Origin of the sequence: Actinoplanes sp. OR16 (assembly GCF_004001265.1) — a bacterium.
Taxonomy (GTDB): domain Bacteria; phylum Actinomycetota; class Actinomycetes; order Mycobacteriales; family Micromonosporaceae; genus Actinoplanes.
Map to the genome: position 1 here is coordinate 7,695,761 of NZ_AP019371.1, position 20,822 is coordinate 7,716,582.

Annotated in this window: 14 protein-coding genes; 4 read left to right on the forward strand and 10 right to left on the reverse strand. The window is 69.9% G+C overall.

The features are described from left to right. Positions 1 to 10 precede the first annotated feature (10 nt). From EP757_RS35540 to EP757_RS35560, 5 genes are all read right to left on the reverse strand, one after another. Positions 11 to 2,932, reverse strand: coding sequence for a M36 family metallopeptidase (locus EP757_RS35540; protein WP_127552755.1), 2,922 nt, complete (start codon positions 2,930 to 2,932; stop codon positions 11 to 13). A 136-nt stretch (positions 2,933 to 3,068) separates the two neighbouring features. Continuing rightward, positions 3,069 to 6,083 carry an efflux RND transporter permease subunit gene (locus EP757_RS35545; RefSeq protein WP_127552756.1) on the reverse strand — a complete coding sequence of 1,005 codons (3,015 nt, stop codon included), beginning with the start codon at positions 6,081 to 6,083 and terminating at the stop codon, positions 3,069 to 3,071. A 121-nt stretch (positions 6,084 to 6,204) separates the two neighbouring features. Then, positions 6,205 to 6,885: a response regulator transcription factor gene (locus EP757_RS35550; protein WP_127552757.1), complete on the reverse strand. Its 681-nt coding sequence runs from the start codon at positions 6,883 to 6,885 to the stop codon at positions 6,205 to 6,207. After that, the gene (locus EP757_RS35555; protein ID WP_127552758.1) at positions 6,882 to 8,045 is read right to left on the reverse strand and encodes a sensor histidine kinase; all 1,164 of its coding nucleotides are present in this window, start codon (positions 8,043 to 8,045) and stop codon (positions 6,882 to 6,884) included. The genes EP757_RS35550 and EP757_RS35555 overlap by 4 nt, the downstream gene beginning before the upstream one ends. Before the next feature lie 54 nt (positions 8,046 to 8,099). After that, on the reverse strand, positions 8,100 to 9,041 hold the full coding sequence (locus tag EP757_RS35560; protein WP_127552759.1) for an aldo/keto reductase: 942 nt from the start codon (positions 9,039 to 9,041) through the stop codon (positions 8,100 to 8,102). Positions 9,042 to 9,097: 56 nt separating this feature from the next. On the opposite strand from EP757_RS35560, the gene EP757_RS35565 reads away from it, so the two are divergent. Next, a complete protein-coding gene (locus EP757_RS35565) occupies positions 9,098 to 9,460 on the forward strand; it encodes a MerR family transcriptional regulator (protein ID WP_127552760.1) in 363 nt (120 codons plus the stop codon). Next, positions 9,433 to 9,792: a VOC family protein gene (locus EP757_RS35570; protein WP_232050168.1), complete on the forward strand. Its 360-nt coding sequence runs from the start codon at positions 9,433 to 9,435 to the stop codon at positions 9,790 to 9,792. The genes EP757_RS35565 and EP757_RS35570 overlap by 28 nt, the downstream gene beginning before the upstream one ends. Here the strand turns inward: EP757_RS35570 and EP757_RS35575 are convergent. Next, positions 9,789 to 11,162, reverse strand: coding sequence for an MFS transporter (locus EP757_RS35575; protein WP_197725458.1), 1,374 nt, complete (start codon positions 11,160 to 11,162; stop codon positions 9,789 to 9,791). The two genes, EP757_RS35570 and EP757_RS35575, sit on opposite strands and share 4 nt — an antisense overlap. Before the next feature lie 78 nt (positions 11,163 to 11,240). On the opposite strand from EP757_RS35575, the gene glgX reads away from it, so the two are divergent. Both glgX and EP757_RS35585 read left to right on the forward strand, forming a co-directional pair. Continuing rightward, positions 11,241 to 13,349: a glycogen debranching protein GlgX gene (glgX, locus tag EP757_RS35580; protein WP_127552761.1), complete on the forward strand. Its 2,109-nt coding sequence runs from the start codon at positions 11,241 to 11,243 to the stop codon at positions 13,347 to 13,349. A 270-nt stretch (positions 13,350 to 13,619) separates the two neighbouring features. After that, positions 13,620 to 14,678, forward strand: a complete 1,059-nt coding sequence (locus EP757_RS35585; protein ID WP_232050169.1) for a spore photoproduct lyase family protein — start codon at positions 13,620 to 13,622, stop codon at positions 14,676 to 14,678. Here EP757_RS35585 and EP757_RS35590 read toward each other — a convergent pair. The 4 genes from EP757_RS35590 to EP757_RS44255 form a co-directional block, all read right to left on the reverse strand. After that, a complete protein-coding gene (locus EP757_RS35590; protein WP_232050170.1) occupies positions 14,675 to 16,276 on the reverse strand; it encodes a methyl-accepting chemotaxis protein in 1,602 nt (533 codons plus the stop codon). The genes EP757_RS35585 and EP757_RS35590 overlap by 4 nt on opposite strands. Before the next feature lie 113 nt (positions 16,277 to 16,389). Further along, on the reverse strand, positions 16,390 to 17,493 hold the full coding sequence (locus EP757_RS35595; RefSeq protein ID WP_127552764.1) for an alpha/beta hydrolase: 1,104 nt from the start codon (positions 17,491 to 17,493) through the stop codon (positions 16,390 to 16,392). Between the two features lie 155 nt (positions 17,494 to 17,648). Next, positions 17,649 to 18,911, reverse strand: a complete 1,263-nt coding sequence (locus EP757_RS35600) for an erythromycin esterase family protein (RefSeq protein ID WP_127552765.1) — start codon at positions 18,909 to 18,911, stop codon at positions 17,649 to 17,651. Further along, positions 18,908 to 20,758: a SpoIIE family protein phosphatase gene (locus EP757_RS44255; protein WP_232050171.1), complete on the reverse strand. Its 1,851-nt coding sequence runs from the start codon at positions 20,756 to 20,758 to the stop codon at positions 18,908 to 18,910. Before EP757_RS44255 ends, EP757_RS35600 begins: the two co-directional genes overlap by 4 nt. Positions 20,759 to 20,822: the final 64 nt, after the last annotated feature.

The window sequence follows — 20,822 nt, forward strand, 5'->3', positions numbered from 1 at the left end:
GTGGAATCTTCTAGCGCGCGTACGCCTGGAACTCGGCGATCCGCACGTTCTGCGCCTGCGGGCTGGCCGTCGAGCAGTCGGTCGCGGCCCGCGGGTCGGCGTCCTGCTCACCGGCGTACGCCGGGGTGCCCGTGCACTGGTTGGTCACGACCTCGATCCGCAGGTGGGTCGCGGTCGTGTCCGGGATGTCGAAGCTCCGCACGATCAGCTCCGGGCCCCGCGGGCGCGGGTTGCCGGACGGGAACGCGTCCCGCTTGCTGACGTACGCGGTCCGGTAGTCCGCCGCGTCGGCGCAGTCGTTCGCGGCCGACGCCGTGCAGGCGAGGACCTTGAACTGCCGCAGCGCGGAGAACCGGCTCTGCGCGGCCGGGTCGGCGTTGCCGGTGATCGCCGGGCGCAGCATGGCGCTGACCTGCACCCGATCGACCCGCTGGCGGTCGCCGGCCAGGTCGACGCCGACACCCTTGCCGGCGATCGGGGCGGCGAGCGACGCCCAGTTGGTCGCCTCGTCGTCGTCGATCAGGGCGGCCAGGTTGACGCCGTCGCCGGTGGCGGTGGCGCCGTTCGTGCCGGACGCCAGGTTGGTCGGCATTTTCACGGTCAGCGTGCGGTCACGGCCCGAGCGGAACTCGGTCGCGGGGACCCGCGCCTCGCCGTGGCCGGGAGCCTGGGCGATGAACGAGAACCTGCCCGGGACCAGGTCGACGGTGTCCGGCAGGGCGGTGGCCGGGTCGGTGTCGGCGACCGCGACCGCGCGGGCCTGGAAGTCACCGACGAACAGCTTGGCGCCCGGCACGACCCTGCCGCGCTCGTCCACCGGACGGAACGTGACGGTCGACTCGTTCGCGTACGGCGAGGTGAAGCTCGGCGTCGGGTCGGCGTCGGCGGCGCCGTTGCTCGCCGCCCCCTGGCCGAGACCACGCTTGGCGAACGCGTTCCAGATGATGTCCTGGTTCTTGCCGCCGAAGCGCACCCGGTCGGCGGCGATCAGCGCGTCCCGGGCGTCGACCTGGCTGTTCGCGGAGTTCGCCAGCAGCAGGAACGAGTCGAAGACGAGCTGGATCCATCGCCGGTTGCCCGGGCACTTGGTGACCGCGACCTTGCCGTTGGCGCAGGCCTTCTGCAGACCCGCGCTGCCGGCGCCGTACCGCTTCATGAACGCGGACCGGATGTCGAAGTTGGTGGCGCTCCACACCTCACCGGAGGCGTGCACCTGCAGGCCCACGAAGTCGTAGTCGACGTGGCTGTAGTTGAGCGGGCTGCGGCTCATGTTGAAGTTGCGGATACCGGCGCCGCCGTCACCGGTCACGTACTCACCGATGGTGTAGGCGCTGCTGCCCTTCGGCATGTAGCCGTGCTCGTAGAGGTATTCGATCGCGAGCAGGTCGGACCAGCTCTCGCTCATGCCCTGCGGCGAGCTCAGACCGGCGTTCGGCCCGGCGATCATGCGGTTGGTGATGGCGTGCGTGTACTCGTGGGCGATCACCGACATGTCGTAGTCGCCGTCGACGCAGGGTCCGTAGAAGGCGCCGGCGATCGGCTGCCACAGGTACATGTTGGTGATCGGCGCCTGGCCGTCCGGCGGCGTGATCTGGTTGGCGTTGTTGCGGGCCGCGAAGTCCGGCGGGCCGCCACTGATGCCACCGGCCTGCGCGTTGCCCTGCTCGTAGTCGTTGCCCAGACCGGCAGAGGTGAAGTTCTCGGCCTGCATGTTCCAGGTCTCCTCGGTGAAGCCGAGGTGGTACGACCAGTCGTGCATCCGGTTGTGCATGGCGAACAGGTTGGCCCGGGCCGCGTCGATGTCGTTCTCGGCCGGCGAGGTGAAGACGCCGGGCGAGCACTGCTCCTCGAACCACTGGTTGGTCCACGGGTACTGGTACGCGCGGGCCGGGCTCGGGGTGGCCGTCTCGGTGCCGACCGTGAACGGGTCGTTCGAGTTCCAGTTCTCCACCGCGATCGCGTTGTTGCCCCGCGTCGTCAGTGTCGGCTGGTCGGTGGCCGGGTCGACATCCCAGCCGAGCGGCGACGCCGGGGTGCCGACGACCTCGTCGCAGCGCCGGGACGGGAACTGGCACCAGGTCCGGCGGGTGTCCCGCGAGGAGTGGTCGACGCGCGGCGAGTTCGGGAAGACGTCCCACTCCGGGTTGTCGCTGTCCGCGTCCACGATGCTGTCGCTGACCAGCACGGCGCCGTCGCGGGCGTCGACCCAGGTGGTGTACGCCTCCGGCTCGGCGCCGGTCAGGTCCTGTCCGAGGGTGACCTGGTAGGCCGCGCGGGCGCCCTGCTCCGGGGTCGGCACGGCGACCAGCTCGGTGGCGAGGACGGTCGGGCTGGTGAGACCGGCGTCGGCGGCGGCGATGCGTTCCGCGTCCGCCTTGCTGAGGGTGGCCGGCGCCGGCGCTGCCGCGTCGCGGGCCAGTGACGAGCTGACGCTCCACACCTGCCCGTCGCGCACGCCGACCGAGAGCAGGCCGTCACGACCGGCGACCAGGTCACCGAACCGCTGCCTGAAGATCACCACGGCGCCCTCGCCGAGCTGCTGCTTCGTGAGCACCTCGAGGGCGTCCGCGCCGCTGTGGCTCAGACCCAGCACGTCGAGGTGCGACGCCACGTACGCCTGGGCGGCCGCGACCGGCTCGGCCGGCAGTCCGGCGGCCAGGGGCTCCCCGGTGGGCGTCAGCGCGGCCGGGGTGCCGAGCGTGTTCCAGCGGACCAGCGCGCCGGTCTCGGCGGCGCCCCGACGCTGTTCCGCGGTCGGCGTGAGCCGTCCCCGGCGGTTGTCCTTGCTGTGCTGGTGGTCGTCGTCATGGACCCGGGCGGTCCGGGGTGGCTCTGCGGGAGCCGCGCTGCTCGCCGTAGCGGGAGTGAGCACGAGCACCGCGGCGACGAGGGCTGTTGTGGATGCCGCCGACGCACGGGATGGTGTGCGCACGGTACCTCCTTTTTGGACGGCCTTTACCGACCAGGCCATCCGATCAGCCGGACGGCCCCGGCGACATGGGCCGAACATCCACAATCGAAGTTGATCAATTGCTATGTCCGTCGATGTCGCCGGGGCCGCCGGCGGATCAGCCGACCGGCTCCAGCTCGCGCTCCGGCTCGCCGGGGACCGGCAGCGGGCGCTTCCGGTCGCGGCGGCTCTCGACCATCGTGTAGAGGGTCGGGATCAGCACCAGGGTCAGCAGGGTCGAGCTGACCAGCCCGCCGATCACCACGACGGCGAGCGGCTGCGAGATGAACCCACCCGAGCCGGTGATGCCGAGCGCCATCGGCACCAGCGCGAAGATGGTGGCGAGGGCGGTCATCAGGATCGGCCGCAGGCGGCGCAGGCCACCCTCGACGACGGCCTCGGTGACGGTCATGCCGCGGTCACGGTATTGATTGATGAGGTCCATCAGCACGATCGCGTTCGTCACCACGATGCCGATCAGCATGAGGACGCCGATCAGCGCGGCGACACCCATCGGGGTGCCGGTGACCAGCAGCAGCGCGACCGCGCCGACGAACGCGAACGGGATCGACACGAGCAGGATCAGGGTCTGCCGGATGCTGCGGAACACCGCCACCAGGATCAGGAAGACCAGCGCGATGGCCGCCACGATGGCGAGGAAGAGCTGGCCGAACGCCTCGTCCTGCTGGGCGGTGACGCCACCGGTCTCGTACGACGCCCCGGCCGGCAGGGTGAGCCCGTCGAGCGCGGCGGTGACCGCAGACCCGGCCGCGCCGGTGTCGTCGCCGACCGGTGTAGCGGTGACCGTGTTGGTACGGTCGCCGTCGGCGCGGCCCCGCTGGACCGGGCCGTCGACCTGGGTGACGGTCGCGACCTTGTCCAGCCGGACCGGGCCGGTCGGCGTCATCACGGTGAGCGCCTTGACCTCGGCGAGGCTGTCCGGCGCCGGCGCGGCGGCCTTGACCACCACGTCGTTCGCGCCGACCCGGCTGGTCGTGACACCCTGCACCGCGGTGCGCAGCGTGGAGACGATGGTCTGGTCGGTGACGCCGTACCGCGCGGCCGCCTCGCCCTTGGGCACGATGCTGATCTGCGGGGCGCTCGCGCTCAGATCGCTGGTCACGCCGGTGACCTCGGTGACCGCCGTGAGCGCCTGCTCGACCTGCTCGGTCGCCTTCGTCAGGACGTCGTCGTCGGAGGCGCGCACCGACACCTCGATGTCGGTGCCGCCGAGACCCGCGCCGCCGGAGCCGACAGTCAGGTCATCGAAGCCGGACAGGGCGTCCTCGACCGCCGCCGCGTCGGCGCCCTCGGCCAGGTTGACCGTGTAGGAGATGCCGCCGCCTCCCCCGAGGAACCCGCCGGTGGAACCGATCACCACCTGGTACGACTCGACGCCCTCGGTGGTCGCGAGCACCTTCTCGACCTTCGTGGCGGCCTCGTCCTGGCTCGCCAGATCGGTGCCGGGCGGCAGCTCCTGGGTGATCGACAGGCTCTGCTGCTCGGAGTCGCCGAGGAAGCTGGTCTTCAGCGAGCCGGCCATCGCCACCGTCGCGACCAGCAGCAGCGCCGCGCCGGCCAGGACCGTCTTGCGGCGGCGCACCGACCAGGCGATCACCGGCAGGTAGACCCGGGGCAGGAAGCCGTGCCGCTCCTCGGCCTCGACCTGCTCGCGGGTCACGCCGGTCTTCGGGGCGGGCAGGAACCAGTAGGCGAGGACCGGGACGATCGTCAGCGACACCAGCAGCGACGCCACCATCGCGACCGTCACGGTGATCGAGAACGGGCCGAACAGCTCACCCACGAAGCCGCTCACGAACGCGATCGGCAGGAACACCGCGACCGTGGTGAGCGTCGACGAGGTGACGGCTGAGGACACCTCGCGGACGGCGGTGAGGATCGCCGCACGGCGCGGTTCGCCGTACGCCAGATGGCGCTTGATGTTCTCCAGGACAACGATCGAGTCGTCCACCACCCGGCCGACGGCGATGGTGAGGCCGCCGAGGGTGAGGATGTTGAGGGAGTAGTCGCGGGACCAGAGCACGGTCAGCGCGATCAGCAGCGACACCGGGATCGAGACGGCCGTGACCAGCGTGGACCGGGCCGAGCGCAGGAACAGCAGGATCACCACGATCGCCATGAGCAGGCCGAGCGCGCCCTCTTCGAGCAGGCCGTTCACCGACTCCCGGACCTGCGGGCCGCTGTCCGAGACGACGGTCAGCCTCGCGCCGTTCCCGAGATCGCCCTGCAACTCGTCCAGCTGGTCGCGGACGTCGGAGGAGATCGACGCCGAGCTGCCGCCGTGGTCCATCGTGATCGAGACGCCGAGGCTCGGCCTGCCGTCGGTACGGGTGATCGACGTGCCGGCGGCGTCCGCGAGTCTCACCGTCGCGACGTCCTCGAGCCGCACCGGACCCGGCAGCCAGAGGTTCTCCACCTGCTCGACCGAGGTGACCGACGTGCCGACCGCCAGGCTCAGGTCCTTGCCGTCCGACGTGATGGAACCGGCCGACTGGGTGCCGCCGAGGCCGGTCAGCGCCGTGATGATCGCCTGGGTCTCCGACGGCTTCGCCGGGGTGACCGTGACGACCTGGTCGCGGGTGCCGGAGACGGACACCTCGTTGACGCCGTCGACGGCCTGCAGCGCGGGCACCACGTCGCTGCGCAGCTTCGCGGCGAGGGCCCGCTGGTCGCCGTCCGAGGTGGCGGCCAGGACCATCGTCGGCATGTCGCCGGTGCTGCCGGTCATCACCTGCGGATCGACGTCGGCCGGCAGCTGCCGGGAGATCTTCGAGACGGCCTGCTCGATGTCGCCGGCCGCGTCGTCGATAGCGGTGCCGAACGCGAACGACAGCAGCACCACCGCCGAGCCCTGCGTCGAGGTGGAGGTCATGCTCTCCACGCCGTCGATGCCCTCCACGGCGTCCTCGAGCGGGACGGTGACCTGCTCCTCGACGACCTCCGGCGCGGCGCCCGGGTAGGAGGCGACGACGGTCACCGCGGGGAACGACAGGTCGGGCAGCAGCTGCTGTTTCAGCGACGACGTGGCATAGACGCCGAGTGCGACCAGGAGCACGGTGACCAGGGCCACCAGCTTCCGGTTCGTGAGACTCAACCGGGACAGCAAGGACACGCGGAACCCCTAGCTCGGGCGACTTCTGTGGGCGCTCCCAGTCTTCGCCGGGACCGGCTCCGGCGCGTCGTCCGGCCGAGGTGCCTTCGCCTACTCCAGCCGCAGTAGGCACGGGTCCTCGCTACTGCGGCTGCTGATTCCCCGGGCGTACGAGACCGCTCTGGTACGCCACGACGACCAGTTGTGCGCGGTCGCGCACCCCGAGCTTGGCCATCGCCCGGTTCACGTGCGTCTTCGCCGTCAGCGGCGACAGGAACAGGCGCTCGGCGATCCCGTCGTTGGACAGGCCGTGCGCCACCAGCACCAGGACCTCACGCTCGCGCTGGGTCAGCTCGGCGAGCCTCTCGGCGGACGGCGCCGGATCGGACTCGGGCCGGCTGAGCAGGTGGTCGAGGAGCCCGCGGGTGGCCTTCGGGGAGAGCATCGCGTCACCGGCGGCGACCGCGCGTACCGCGCTGATCAGGTCGTCCGGGCCGACGCCCTTGCCGAGGAAGCCGCTCGCGCCGGCCCGCAGCGCGAGCATCACGTTGTCGTCCTGCTCGAAGGTGGTCAGCACGAGGACCCGCACCCCGGCGAGGTCGTCGTCGGCGGCGATCCGGCGGGTCGCCTCGATGCCGTCGACGCCGGGCATCCGGATGTCCATCAGGACCACGTCGGCGCGCCGGGCCCGGGCCAGCTCCACCGCCTCCCGGCCGTCGACGGCCTCCCCCACGATCTCCAGGTCGGGCTCGGAGTCCAGGATCATCCGATAGCCGGCCCGGATCAGCGGCTGGTCGTCGGCGAGCAGGACACGGATCGTCATTTGGGTTCCTCGATGGGTGCGGGCAGTTGTGCTGTCACGGTGAACGGGCCGGGCGGTCCGCCGTACGCGGAGAAGGTCCCGTCGGCGGCGGCCGCCCGCTCGCGCATGCCCACCAGGCCGTAACCGGACCCTGCGGTGCCGCGGCCCGCCGCGGCGGCGTTGACCACCTCGATCGTGACCGCGTCGGCCGTGTAGGTGACGGTGAGCGCCGCCGTCCCGGTGCCGTGCTTCTGCGCGTTCGTGAGCGACTCCTGCACGATCCGGTAGGCGGCCAGGTCCACCACGACCGGCAGCTCCCGCACCACGCCGGCCTGGTGGAACGTGACCCGCAAGCCGGCCGCCGCCATCGTCTCCAGCAGCTCCGGCAGGCGCACGAGACCCCGGGTCGGCTCGATCTGGTCGGGATCGTCCGACTGCCGCAGCACCCCGACGATCGAGCCGAGCTCCTTGAGCACGGTGTCGCCGGCCAGCCGGATGTGGTCGAGCGCCGGGCGTACCTGATCAGGTCTTCGGTCCACCAGATGGCTCGCCGCCGCGGCCTGCACGTTGATCACCGCGATGTGGTGGGCCACCACGTCGTGCAGCTCGCGGGCGATCCGGACCCGCTCCTCGACGACCCGGCGCCGCGCCTCCTCCTCGCGGGTCTGCTCGGCGCGCCGGGCCCGCTCCTCCACCTCGGCCAGGTAGGCCCGCCGGTTACGCGTCGCGTCGCCGAACGCCGTGGCCATCGCCAGGAACGTCAGCACCGGGATGGTCGCGGCGGTGACCAGCGAGAAGTGCGGGGAGAACGCGTCGCCGAGATAGAGCGCCGCACCGCAGCCGGCGACCAGCTGGACGGTCGGGCGGCGGGGGTTGCGGACCGCCACCGTGTACGCCGCGACACCCGCCGCCAGGATCAGCAGCGGGTGCCGGTCGCCGGTCAGCCAGGAGTACCAGATCATCACGGCGGTCACCGAGACCAGCACGGTCTTCGGCCAGAGGCTGCGGACCGCCACCGCCGGGAACGCCAACACCAGCCCGACCACCGCCGGCACGGTGATCGGGTCGGGCGCGTTCTTCATCCGGCCGGCGAAGTAGAGCAGCACCGGGATGCCGACGAGTGCCGACGCGTGCGCCAGATCGGCGGCCAGCGGGTGGCGCGCGACGACCTGGCGGATCATGGGACCAGGCTATGTACTTTCCGGCCGCCCGGCGTCGTCCACCTGCGGTATTTCCTAGGCGGCCTCGTCCAGCCGCGTGCGCTGGTCGTCCGTGAGGATCACGTCGCGGGCGCCCATCGCCTCGGTGACCTGTTCCGGGGTGGTGACGCCGACGATCGGGCGGATCCTGCGGGCGCCGCCCGCCAGCCAGGAGAGGACCACCTGGTTACGGGTGCCGCCGGTCTCGGCCGCCACCTCATCGAGAACGGCGAGACGCCGATGGGTGCCCGGGTGGTCGTAGGCGTCCGGGAGCGGGCGATCGGCGCGGGTGTAGCCGCCGTCGAGCAGGGTGTTGTAGGCCCACAGCTTCAGGTCGTTGCTCTCGATGTACTCCAAGGTCTCGCCGCTCGCGTGCACATGGGCGCTCTGCGGAAGCTTCACTCCCGGTAGTGGCTGGAGGTAGGAGTAGCGCAGCTGGAGAGCGGTGAACGGCTCGAGGTTGCGGCTCTGGGCGATATTTCGTGCCTTCTCCACCCGCCAGACGGGGTGGTTGGAGACGCCGAGCCGGTCGACTCTTCCTTCGGCGACAAATCCACCCAGAGCGGTGACCGTCTCCTCCAGCGGCGTCGCCCGGTCCTCGATGTGGGCCCAGTAGAGCTCGACCTTCTCCGTCCGCAGCCGGTCCAGACTCTTGGACAGCGCCTCGGTCAGCGCCTTCTCCGACAGCCCTTCGACGTGCTCGGGGAAGCCGTTCGGGATCGTCGGGTCGGCGCCCGCCTTCGTGCTCAGCCTGACCCGCTGCCGGGCGCCGGCGCGCTTCTCCAGCCAGCGACCGATGACGATCTCGCTCTGCCCGCCGAACCCGCTCGGGTGCATCCACCACGCGTAGTTGTTGGCGGTGTCGATCCAGCTTCCGCCCAGGTCGACGTAGAGGTCGAGCAGGTCGAAGGATTGCGCCTCGTCGATGCGGGTGCCGAACGCGAGAGCGCCGAGAACGATCGTGATATCGGTTGCCATGCCCGCTACCCTGTCGCCTGGAGCGCGCTCCAGGTCAAGTCCAACGGGGGGATTTCATGCCGTACACGCCAGGCGAGGCCGCCGGCCGGATCGGGGTCAGCATCGACACGATCCGCTACTACGAGAAGATCGGGCTGATGAACGGGGTCCAGCGTGATTCCGTCGGCCGGCGAGTGTTCTCCGACCACGATCTGTCCCGGCTGGGTCTGCTGCGATGCCTGCGCGACTCCGGGATGCCGATCGCGCGCCTGCGGCGGTTCGCCGAGCTTCTCGAGGAGGGCGAGCACACCGCGGGGCAGCGGGCGGCTCTGCTGGAGGAGCATGATCGCGAGATCGACGAGAAGGTCGCCCAGTTGCGGCTCGAGCAGAGACGAGTACGGGAGAAGATCGAGTGGTACCGGTCGGTAGCGGAACACTGACGTACGTCAAGAGCATCACCTTCGACTGCGCCGACGCCCTGGTGGTCGCGCGGTTCTGGGCGGCCGCGCTCGGCGGCGAGCTGGACACCGAGGCCACGAGCGGCAAGGCGTACGTCGAAGCCCCCGGCTGGGGCGGCCCGAACCTGTGGTTCCAGCGCGTGCCCGAGCCGTCGGTGGCGAAGAACCGGATGCACTTCGACCTGCGCGCGCCGGGTGGCGACGTGCCGGCCGAGGTGGCACGGCTGGCTGCGCTCGGCGCGACCGTGGTGACGGCCGGTGACCTGACGGTGATGGCCGACCCGGAGGGCAACGTCTTCTGCGTGGAGTCCTAGGCGGGGACCTTCTCCTCGTACACGGAATCGGCTGTCGCCCGCGCCCAGCGGCCTGTGGAGAAACGCCCCAGCGCGAGCACCGCCAGGCCCAGGGCGACGAGGATCCACCAGCCGGCGTCGCCGCTCACCGAGGAGGCCACCACCGCTCCGATGATCGCGACGCCGAGAGCGCTGCCGACCTGCCGGCTCGTCGAGGCGATCGCGGCCGCCACACCTGCCTGAGCGCGGGGCATGCCGGAGACCGCGGTGTTCGTGATCGGCGTGTTCACCATGCCGAAGCCCAGGCCGAACAGCACATATCCGGCCATCAGCTGCCAGGCCGGTGAGGTGGCGGTGCTGACCGTCAGCGGCAGCATGCCGAGGGCCATCGCGGAACCGGCGATGGTGAGCGGCAGGCGGGTGCCGCGGGCCGCGACGAGACGGCCGGAGAGCGGCGAGGCGATCACGGTCGTCAGCGCCATCGGCAGCGTGTAGAGACCGGCGTGCAGGGCCGACAGCCCGCGCTCCTCCTGGAGATAGAGGGTGTTCAGGAAGAGGAAGCCGCCGAGCGCGGCGAAGGCGCAGACCGCGATCAGGGTGGCGCCGCTGAACGGGACGCTGCGGAAGAACCGCAGCTCGATGAGGGGTTCGGTGCGCCGCGGCTCCCACCAGAGCAGCCCGGCGAGCGCGGCCATCCCGAGCAGGAAGCATCCCCAGGTCTGCGGGGACGTCCAGCCAGCGTTGGGGCCTTCGATGATGCCGTACGTCGTGGCGGCCAGCACGACCAGCACCAGCACCTGACCGACCGGATCGAGGCGGCGGGGATGGTCGGCGCGCGACTCCGGGATGAACCGCCAGGCCAGCAGGAACGCCGCGATGCCGACCGGCACGTTGATCCAGAAGATCGAGCGCCAGCCGAACGCGTGCACCAGCACACCACCGGCGAGCGGACCGAGCGCCATGCTGAAACCGGTCACGGCGCCCCACACACCGATGGCCCGGGCCCGCTCGCGCGGCTCGGTGAACGTGTTCGTGATGATCGACATGGCGACCGGGTTGAGCATCGAGCCGCCGATCGCCTGCAGCATCCGGAAGGCGATCAGTGTCTGCAGATTCGGCGCGACGCTGCACAGCAGGGAACCGATGGTGAACAGCGCCAGACCGATCTGGAACACCCTCCGGCGGCCCACCCGGTCGGCGGTCGAGCCGGCCAGCACCAGCAGGCTCGCCAGCACCAGCGTGTACGCGTCGATCGTCCACTGCAATCCGGAGACCGACGCGCCGAGCTCGGTGCGGATCGCGGGCAACGCGATGTTGACGATCGTGACGTCCAGGCTGATGATCAGCAAGCTCATGCAGCAGATCGCCAGGATCAGGTAGCGGCGTGGCACGCCTGAAGTCTTACCCCAAGGATGTTGCTCACATCGGCGGTTGTTTTCCCCGCCACATTATTTGGGCAGTCTGGGGCCATGAAAATCTGGCCTGGCAACCCTTACCCGCTGGGTGCGACATACGACGGCGGCGGCACCAACTTCGCGATCTTCTCGGAGGCGGCGACGCGCGTCGAACTGTGCCTCTTCGACGAGCAGGGCAACGAGACCCGGGTCGACCTGCCGGAACGCGAAGCTCTGGTGTGGCACGGATACCTGCCACGGGTCGTGCCCGGGCAGCGGTACGGCTACCGGGTGCACGGGCCGTACGACCCGTCGCGGGGTCTGCGCTGCAACCCCTCGAAACTGCTGCTCGACCCCTACGCGAAGGCGATCGACGGCGACTTCCGGTGGGATCAGGCGCTGTTCTCGTACAACTTCGGCGACCCGAACTCGTACAACGACGCCGACTCGGCGCCGTTCGCCGCGCGGTCCGTGGTGATCAACCCGTTCTTCGACTGGGGCAACGACAAGCCGTTGAAGATCCCGATGTGGGAGACGGTGATCTACGAGGCGCACGTGAAGGGGATGACGGTCCAGCACCCGGACATCCCGGACGACGTGAAGGGCACCTACTCCGGCATCGCCCACCCCGCGATGATCAAATATCTGCGGAGTCTCGGCGTCACGGCGATCGAGCTCATGCCGGTGCACCAGTTCGTGCACGACAGCGGGCTGATCGAGAAGGGGCTCACGAACTACTGGGGTTACAACACGATCGGCTTCTTCGCGCCGCACAACGGCTACTCGTCGTTCGGCGGCGTCGGCGGTCAGGTCCAGGAGTTCAAGGCGATGGTGAAGGCGCTGCACGCGGCCGGCATCGAGGTCATCCTGGACGTCGTCTACAACCACACGGCCGAGGGCAACCACCTCGGGCCGACGCTGTCGTTCCGGGGCATCGACAACCCGGCCTATTACCGCTTGGTCGACCAGGACAAGTCGTATTACTACGACACGACGGGTACGGGGAACAGCCTCAACGTCCGTCACCACGAATCGCTGCGCCTCATCATGGACTCGCTGCGGTACTGGGTGACCGAGATGCACGTCGACGGCTTCCGGTTCGACCTGGCCGCCGCGCTCGCCCGCGAATTCCACGAGGTGGACCGGCTCGCCGCCTTCTTCGACCTGGTCAACCAGGACCCGGTGGTCTCGCAGGTGAAGCTGATCGCCGAGCCGTGGGACGTCGGCGACGGCGGTTACCAGGTCGGTGGCTTCCCGCCGAACTGGACCGAGTGGAACGGCAAGTACCGCGACTCGGTCCGCGACTTCTGGCGCGGCGAGCCGTCCAGCCTCGGCGAGTTCGCGTCCCGCTTCACCGGCAGCTCCGACCTCTACCAGGACGACGGCCGCCGGCCCATCGCGTCGATCAACTTCGTGACGGCCCACGACGGGTTCACGCTCAACGACCTGGTCTCGTACAACGAGAAGCACAACGACGCCAACGGCGAGGGCAACCGGGACGGCGAGAGTCACAACCGATCGTGGAACTGCGGTGTCGAAGGACCCACCGACGACGCCGACGTGGTGATGCTCCGCGAACGCCAGAAGCGCAACTTCCTGACGACGCTGCTGCTCAGCCAGGGCGTGCCGATGATCGCCCACGGCGATGAGCTCGGCCGCACCCAGCAGGGCAACAACAACGTCTACTGCCAGGACGGGCCCATCTCGTGGGTCGACTGGCAGGATTCGCGCAACTTCGACGTGCTGACCGGATTCGTACGCCGGCTGCTCGCCCTCCGGGCCCAGCACCCGATCTTCCGCCGCCGTCGCTTCTTCACCGGCGAGCCGGCCGGAGACTCGAAGCTGCCGGACATCGCCTGGCTGCGCCGCGACGGCGAGATCATGACCGACGAGGACTGGCACACCCGCGGCGGCATGACGATGACCGTGTTCCTGAACGGTCACGGCATCCCGGAGCGCGACGCCCTCGGCGAGGAGATCAAGGACGACTCGTTCCTGCTGCTCTTCAACCCGCTCGACGAGGATCTCGCCTTCACCCTGCCCGGCCGCGACTACGGCCGTACCTGGGAGGTCGTCGCGAACACCGCCGACCCGCTGCTGGCCGGCCGCCGCCGGACCGCTCGGTCAGGCACCCAGGTGAACGTGGTCCGGCACAGCCTGACCGTTTTGCGCTGCCGATATTGAGCGGTGTATCGGGTGGGCCGCTGCTGACCGCACTCGGGTTCAGTGGCGGCCGCACCACCCGTGCTCGCGTCCGTCGGGGCCCACCGGCTGTGACTCATTGCTGACCTCACGGCCCGGATACAGCACTGAGCCACAGCCGAACGCGCGCGGCTGTGGCTCATTGCTGTTCGGCGAGGCCTTCGACAGCCACGAGTCACAGCGGGCAGGTGATCTGGGACTGGCCGGTGGGAGATGCGAGTGCCTCGGGAACGGACGACGGACAATCGAGGGGTGGGGGAGATTCTGGACATCCGGCGCATCTATCTGGAACCGGCCGCTGCTGAGCTGCCTCGTGGGCAGGAGGTGCTGAGCCGCTACCCCGAGGCCACGATCGTCGAGGTGGAGAGTCATCAGCGGATCCCGGAGCTCTACGGCGACGAGACGAACGTGCGGCGCTGGGTGCGGATCAAGCGGGAGGCGCTCGTCCTCGGCGTGAAGAAGACGATGACGGCCCGGCCGAACGGGCGGTCCGCCGATTTCATCGCCCCGTCCACGGCGAACGGCTGCGCGATGGCGTGCGCCTACTGTTACGTCCCGCGGCACAAGGGCTACAGCAATCCGATCACGGTCTTCGCCAACATCGAACGCATCACCGGCTATCTGGACCGGCATGTGAAACGGCAGGGCGTGAAGCCGGAGCCGAACGCATGCGATCCGGTGGCCTGGGTGTACGACATCGGCGAGAACTCGGACTGTTCCCTGGATGCGAGGATCAGCGACAACGTCCGCGATCTGGTCACGCTCTTCCGCGGCCGACCCACCGCGAAGGCCAGTTTCGCCACGAAGCACGTCAATCGCGACCTGCTCGACTGGGATCCGCGGAATCGGACCCGGATCCGCTTCTCCCTGATGCCGCAGGCGGACGCGAAGGTCCTCGACATCCGGACCAGCCCGATCGCCGAGCGGATCGCCGCGATCGACGATTTCGTGGAGGCCGGCTATGAGGTGCACGTCAATTTCAGCCCGGTCGTGGTCCGCGACGGATGGCTCGACGATTGGCGTGATCTGCTCGGCGAGCTGGACGCCGGAATCGGCGTGAAGGCGAAGGAACAACTGGCCGCCGAGATCATCTTCCTCACGCACAACCGCAACCTGCACGAGATCAATCTGGGCTGGCATCCGAAAGCCGAGGAACTGATCTGGCGGCCCGATCTGCAGCAGGTCAAACGGTCGCAGAACGGCGACCTGAACGTCCGCTATCGCACCGGCAGCAAACACCACTACGTGAACGCGCTCACCGACCTGATCACGGAGAGGGCACCGTACATAAAAGTCCGATACGCCTTTTAAATCCGGAAACGGGACACCAGCGTGTTCAACTCGGTCGACATCCGGGCCAGCTCGGCGATCGCCTGCTGCGTCTCCCCCACGCCCTGGCTGGTGTTCTGCGCTGCCTGAGCGACCCCGACGATGCTGCGGGAGATGTCGCCGGTCCCGGACGCCGCCTCGGAGACGCTGCGGTTCATCTCGGCCGTCGTCGCCGTCTGCTCCTCGACCGCGGACGCGATCGTCGTCTGGAAGTCGCTGATCCGGGCGATCACCTCGGAGATCTTCTCGATGGCGGCGACAGCGCCCTCGGTGTCGGCCTGGATGGCCTCGACCCTGCGGGAGATGTCCTCGGTGGCGCGGGCGGTCTCCTGGGCCAGGTCCTTCACCTCGGACGCGACGACCGCGAAGCCCTTGCCGGCGTCACCGGCGCGGGCCGCCTCGATCGTCGCGTTCAGGGCGAGCAGGTTGGTCTGCTCGGCGATCGAGGTGATCGTCTTGATGACGTTGCCGATCTCGGCGGAGGAGTCGCCGAGTTTGTTCATCGTGCTCGACGTGGACGACGCGAGGGTGACGGCCTCGGCGGCCACCTGGGCGGCCTCGCTGGCGTTGTGCGAGATCTCCCGGATGGACGCGCCCATCTCCTCGCCGCCGGCCGAGACGGTGTCGACGCTGCGGGAGATCTGCTCGGCGGCGCTGGAGACGTTCGCCGACTGTTCGGAGGCTTCCATCGCCGAGTGGGCGATCTGCGCGGCGGTGCTGGTCATCTCCTCGCTGGCACCGGCCAGCGAGGCGGCGGAGCCCTCGATGGTGGCGACGGCGTCGCGCAGGGACGCGGTGGCGGCGTCCAGCGAGCGGCCCATCCTGCCGGTCTCGTCGTTGCCGGTGAGGCCGGTCCGCTGGGTGAGGTCGCCGGCTTCGAGCGCCTCGCAGACCTTCTGGACCGCGGCGATCGAACCGACGATCTTGGTCGCGACGTAGAAGCCCATGCCGAGGGCGAGCGCCAGTCCACCGGCCATCAGGACGATCTGGATGAGCCGGCTGTTCTCGTAGCTGGTCCGGGCGGCTTCGGCGTTCTTCGCGGCGTCGGCGGTCTCGGTGGCGTCCAGCTCGGCCACGTCGGCGTAGATCGTCTTCAGGATCGGGATGGTCTTGGTGTCCCGGACGTTCGACCACTCGTCCAGCTTGTTCGCGGCGCCGAGCGGCAGCAGCGTGTTCTCCGCCAGATCGGCGTAGGCGTCCCACTGCGCCTGGAGGTGGTCGATGGTGTCCGGGTCACCGGCCGGATTGCTGTCGCGATAGGCCGTCATCGCGTCGGAGAAGACGGTGAGGTCAGCGGTGAAGGCGTCGGTGAACGTCTTCACCGACGCGGCGTCGGGCGAGAGCGCCTGGTTGGCGACGTCCGAGCGGGTCTGCATCACGGCTGCCTTGATCTGGCCGACCGCCTTGATGCTCGCCACGTTGCTCTCGTAGATCATGTTCGCCTTGTCGGCGGTCTCGCTCAGCGACATCAGGCCGCCGATGCCCACGACGAGCGCCACGATGCCGGCCACGGCGACCGCACCCAGAATCTTCACCTTGACGCTGAGGTCCGCCAGGGACCACCGCTGTACCGAGCTCACAACCTCACCGTAGGACGCGATCGGGCAGTGCGTGGCCTACTCCGGACGCTTGCCGTGTGCTCACTGGCCCCGGCGGGAACACCGGCCCCAGTGAGCACACGCGGATGACGAAGTCAGGCGAACCGCGCGGCGATCCAGTCGGCGACGTACTCCGTCGACTCGAACACCGCCTCCTCGTGGTCCGCGCCCGGCAGGCCGAGGAAGGTGACCGGCACGCCGTACGCCTGGATCTGCGGAACCAGGTAGTCGGTCGACAGGAAGTACGGCACGGCCTCGTCGTCCTCCCCGTGGACGATCAGGACCGGGGCGCTCGGGGCCGTCTGCGCCGGATTCTCGTAGCCGGCCATCTTGGTCACCACGGCGGTGGGCACGGTGCCGCCGTTCACCAGCTCCGCAGCGGTGAAGTCGCGGTAGGTCGCCAGGATCTCGTTGAGGCAGCCGGTGTTGAGCACCCCGAGCTTCGCCTCGGCCGGGGCGGCCAGGACGGTGTACGGGTTGAACGTCGGCTCGACGGCGTTGACGCCGTAGAGGGCCATCACCAGGTAACCCTGGTTCGGCGTGCCGGCGATGTACGGAATGATGTACTGCGTGTTCGAGACCGGCGCGATGCTGGCAGTGCCCTTCAGGACGAGCGTCCCGTCGTACGACGGAGCCAATTGACTGGCGAAGATCGCACCCTGCCCGCCCTGGGAGTGCCCGTCCACCGCGTATTGCGGGGACAGCGCCGCGTCGAGATTGCGGGCGGCCTTGACGCTGTCGATCAGCGAGCGGCCCTCACTGTTGCCGATGAGATAAGGGTGGGCTTGCGGCGTACCCAATCCGGGGTAATCCGGCGCGGCGACCGTCCACCCGCGGGAGAGCAGTTCGGCGACCGCCGCCCGCGCCTCCGGCCAGAAGACACCGTAATTCGCCGAGGGCGCGCACTGGTCGGCGAGTCCGGTGGTGCCATGAGCCCAGGCGACGGTCTTGTTCTTCTTGCCGGATTTCGGCGTGAGGATCAAACCGGTCGCGGTGATGAGGTTTCCGGTCAGTCCGGTGCTGACGTATTGAATGCGGCGGCCTGTCGCGAGCGGCGTCAGTTCGGCCGGGAGGTTGACGGCCGTGGATGACAGCACGAACCCGGGCAATGACGCCGCCGACGCTGGCTGGGCGGCCGTGGCGACCGTGCCGGCGACGGCGAAGATCATCGCCGACAGCACGCGGAACACGAATCTCATGTGCACCTCTCCGGTAAGAATGATCGCGAGGGGCACAGACTAAAACCGATCACTGCCGGACGGATCCGTATTCCGGGACACAGATATCCGGCCACCCATCCGATATGGAATCGGCGGTTGCGGCAAAGCGAAGATCCATTTAAGACGATCTTTATCTAGACACCGCTCGGGAACGTCTCCGGCTCGCGCGCGTTCACCCGCAGCGTGTGCAGGGGCCGCAGGGCGTGCGTCTCGTCGAACCAGAGGAAAGCGTCGTACCGGGCGCCGAGGATCGTCGGCACGTAGTTGGCCCAGCGCTCCCTATGCGCCTGGTAGACCACCCCGACGGCGCGATGTGCGGTTTCGGCCGCCAGCAGAGGAGAAGGATCGGCGGGAAAGACGAAGAGGGCGTTCGATGGCGCGGCGGCGTGCAGCACGTCCTCGAGGGAGTCCGGCCGCGCCTCCGGGACGGCCATCACCTCCATGTGGTCACCCCAGGCGGGTGCGGCCACCACAGTTCCCCGGTACGTGCCGAAGCCCACCAGCAGCACCTCGTCGTCACCGAACCGCTCCCGGGCCAGCTGTCCGAGAGTGACCTCGCCGTACCGGGCCTGATCAGTCGCCCGGGCGTCCCCCACATGGGTGTTGTGCGCCCAGACCACGGCCTTCGACGCCGGGCCGTACCGGGTCAGAAGGCGGTCGAGGGTCTCGTCCATGTGCCGGTCGCGGATGTTCCAGGAATCCGGCCCGCCGCGCACCATCGTCCGGTAGTAGCCCTCCGCACCGGCGACCACCTCGGCGCTCTGCCACACCCCGAAGTCGCGCTCCCTCAGCTCGCTGAGCATCCGGACCACCTTGTCCTCGCAGGTGGCGCCGACGAACTGGGTGGCCCAGCCATACGAATTCGGATCTTCGGCGTACGGCTCGAAGCACCTGTACGCATCGAGCGCCACCGGAACCAGGTCCGGCTCGTGTTCCCGGAGCCAGGTGAGGATCTCCCGCATCGACTGCCACAGCGAATAGACGTCGAGACCGTGGAACCCCGCCCGGTCCTCCGGAGGCCGCCGCGCGTTCAAGTCCCGCAGCCATCGGGTGAAGTCGACGGTCTCCTCGTTCGCCCACATCCACGTCGGCCACCTGTCGTACCGGACCAGCGCCGACCGCGGATCCTCGGGAGCACCGGGCGCGCACCGCACCGCGGCGTCCACCCGCTCGCAGTCCGGCCAGTCGCCCTCGACCGCGACGAACGAGAAACCGCGCTCCTCGATCAGCCGCCGGGTCAGCGCGGCCCGCCAGGCGTAGAACTCGTGCGTGCCGTGGGTGGCCTCGCCGATCTGGACGACCCGTGCGCCGGCCGCCCGGTCCAGCAGGATCTCCAGGTCGCCGGGGTCACGCAACGGCCGGGCCATCGACGCGACTTCGTCCCCGTACCGGATCATCCTGTGGCGGTACCCCTGGCGAGTTGCCCTATACGTCCGACTTCAGGGGACGACGGTCCCGGCAGAGGCCGGGCCGCGAGGATGCAGGTGTCGTCGTCCGGGTTCGCCCGCCGTAACCGGGCCACCAGCTCGGCGAGCGGGCGCAGCGGCGCGGCCCGGACCGCCTCGTCGACGGTGGCCATCACCGCGTCCAGCCCGGTGTCCAGGCTCTTGCCGCGGTGCTCGACCAGGCCGTCGGTGTAGAGCAGCAGCACGTCGCCGGGGAGGAAGCAGGTGACCGCGTTCGTGTACGTCGCCCCGTCCACCACGCCGAGGATGTGCCCCTGCGGCCGGGACAGCGTCCGGGTGCGGCCGGCCCGGTTGAGCATCGGCGGCGGGTGACCGGCCTGCGCCCAGACCAGCTCCCGCCGCGCCGGGTCGTACCGGGCGATCACCGCGGTCGAGGTGACCTCGGGTGTCTGCAGCTCCAGCTCGCAGGTGAGCCGGTTCAGGTGCCCGAGCAGCGCGGCCGGATCACCGGTGATCACCGAGAGGGCCCGCAGGGCGTGCCGCAGCTGCGCCATCGTCGTCGCCGCCGGGGTGCCGTGCCCGGCCACGTCGCCGACCGCGAGCAGCACCGAGCCGTCCCGCAGCGCTGCCGCGTGGTACCAGTCGCCGCCGACCGCCACGTCCCCGGCCGCCGGCAGGTAGCGGACCGCCGCCTTGAGGCCGGGCAGTTCGATCGGCTCCTCCGGGATCGGCAGGATGATCCGCTGGAGCAGGGCCGCGAACTCGTGCTCGGCCGCCAGGGTGCGCCGCTGCTCGTCGAGCTGGTGCTCCACCTCGGCGAGCCGCTCCGCGCCGGCCTGCTGGTCGGTGACGTCCTGCACGATGCCGTAGAGGCGCAGCGGCCGCCCGTCGGCGTCGCGGACCGCGTCGGCGACCGTCCGCAGGTGCTTGACCCGCCCGCCGATCCGCACCCGGGTGATCAGGTCGACGCGCTCGGCGCAGCGGAACGCGTCCAGCGCGGCGAACCGCAGCGGCTGGTCGTCGGCGACCGCGATCAGCTCCGCCTCCTCCTGGCTGATCGGGCCGAGCGACGGCTCCCGTTCGTAGATCCGGTAGATCTGCGGCGACCAGTAGATCTCCCCGCTCACCAGGTCCCACTCGCCCCAGCCGAGCTTGCCGAGCTCCTCCATGCCGTCGAGGCGGTCGCGTTCCCGGCCCGGGTTGTCCCGGCGGTCCCAGGCCAGCAGCAGGCCCGGGCCGAGCGGCCGGGCGCGCACCGTGTACTCGTTGTCGCCGACGCGCAGCGGCCCGAGCGCGGCCGGCTCGCCGGTGTCGAGCACCCGCTGGTAGGCCTCACAGCGCTCGGCGGCGGTCAGCCGCGGGTAGTGCCGGCTCACCGGCATCCCGAGCAGCTGCGAGCCGTGCCGGCCGTCCGGGGTGAACGCGCCCGGGCTGGCCGCGGCCCAGACCAGGTCGATCAGCCGGCCGTCGTCGTCACGCTCGGGCACGAAGTAGCCGGACATGCCGTGCAGGGCGTCGAGGACACCCTGCACGGTGGTGAGCCACGGCGTGGTCCGCGGCCGCAGGTCCTCGGAGCGGCCCAGCGTGGCGATCATCTCCGGGAGGTCGGTCTGCTCCTGAACGGTGTCCAGCAACTGGATCACCCGGCCCGCCATCTCCGCCACGTCGCAGCGCTGCGCGTCCGCCATCCGCAACAGGTGCCGGTGCGCCTCGGTGAGCCGGCACCGCGCCCGTCCGGCGAGGAGCCCGACCGCCCGCTCGACGCGCATCGGCGCCGATGCCGACGACTCGTCCGGGCGCAGGGCGCTCAACGCCTGCGCATACGCCTGAGAACCCACCAGCGACCTCCCCGCCCGCTCTGGGTTCCTGCTTACGCCAGGCCGCGCCCGCGCCGCATCCCCC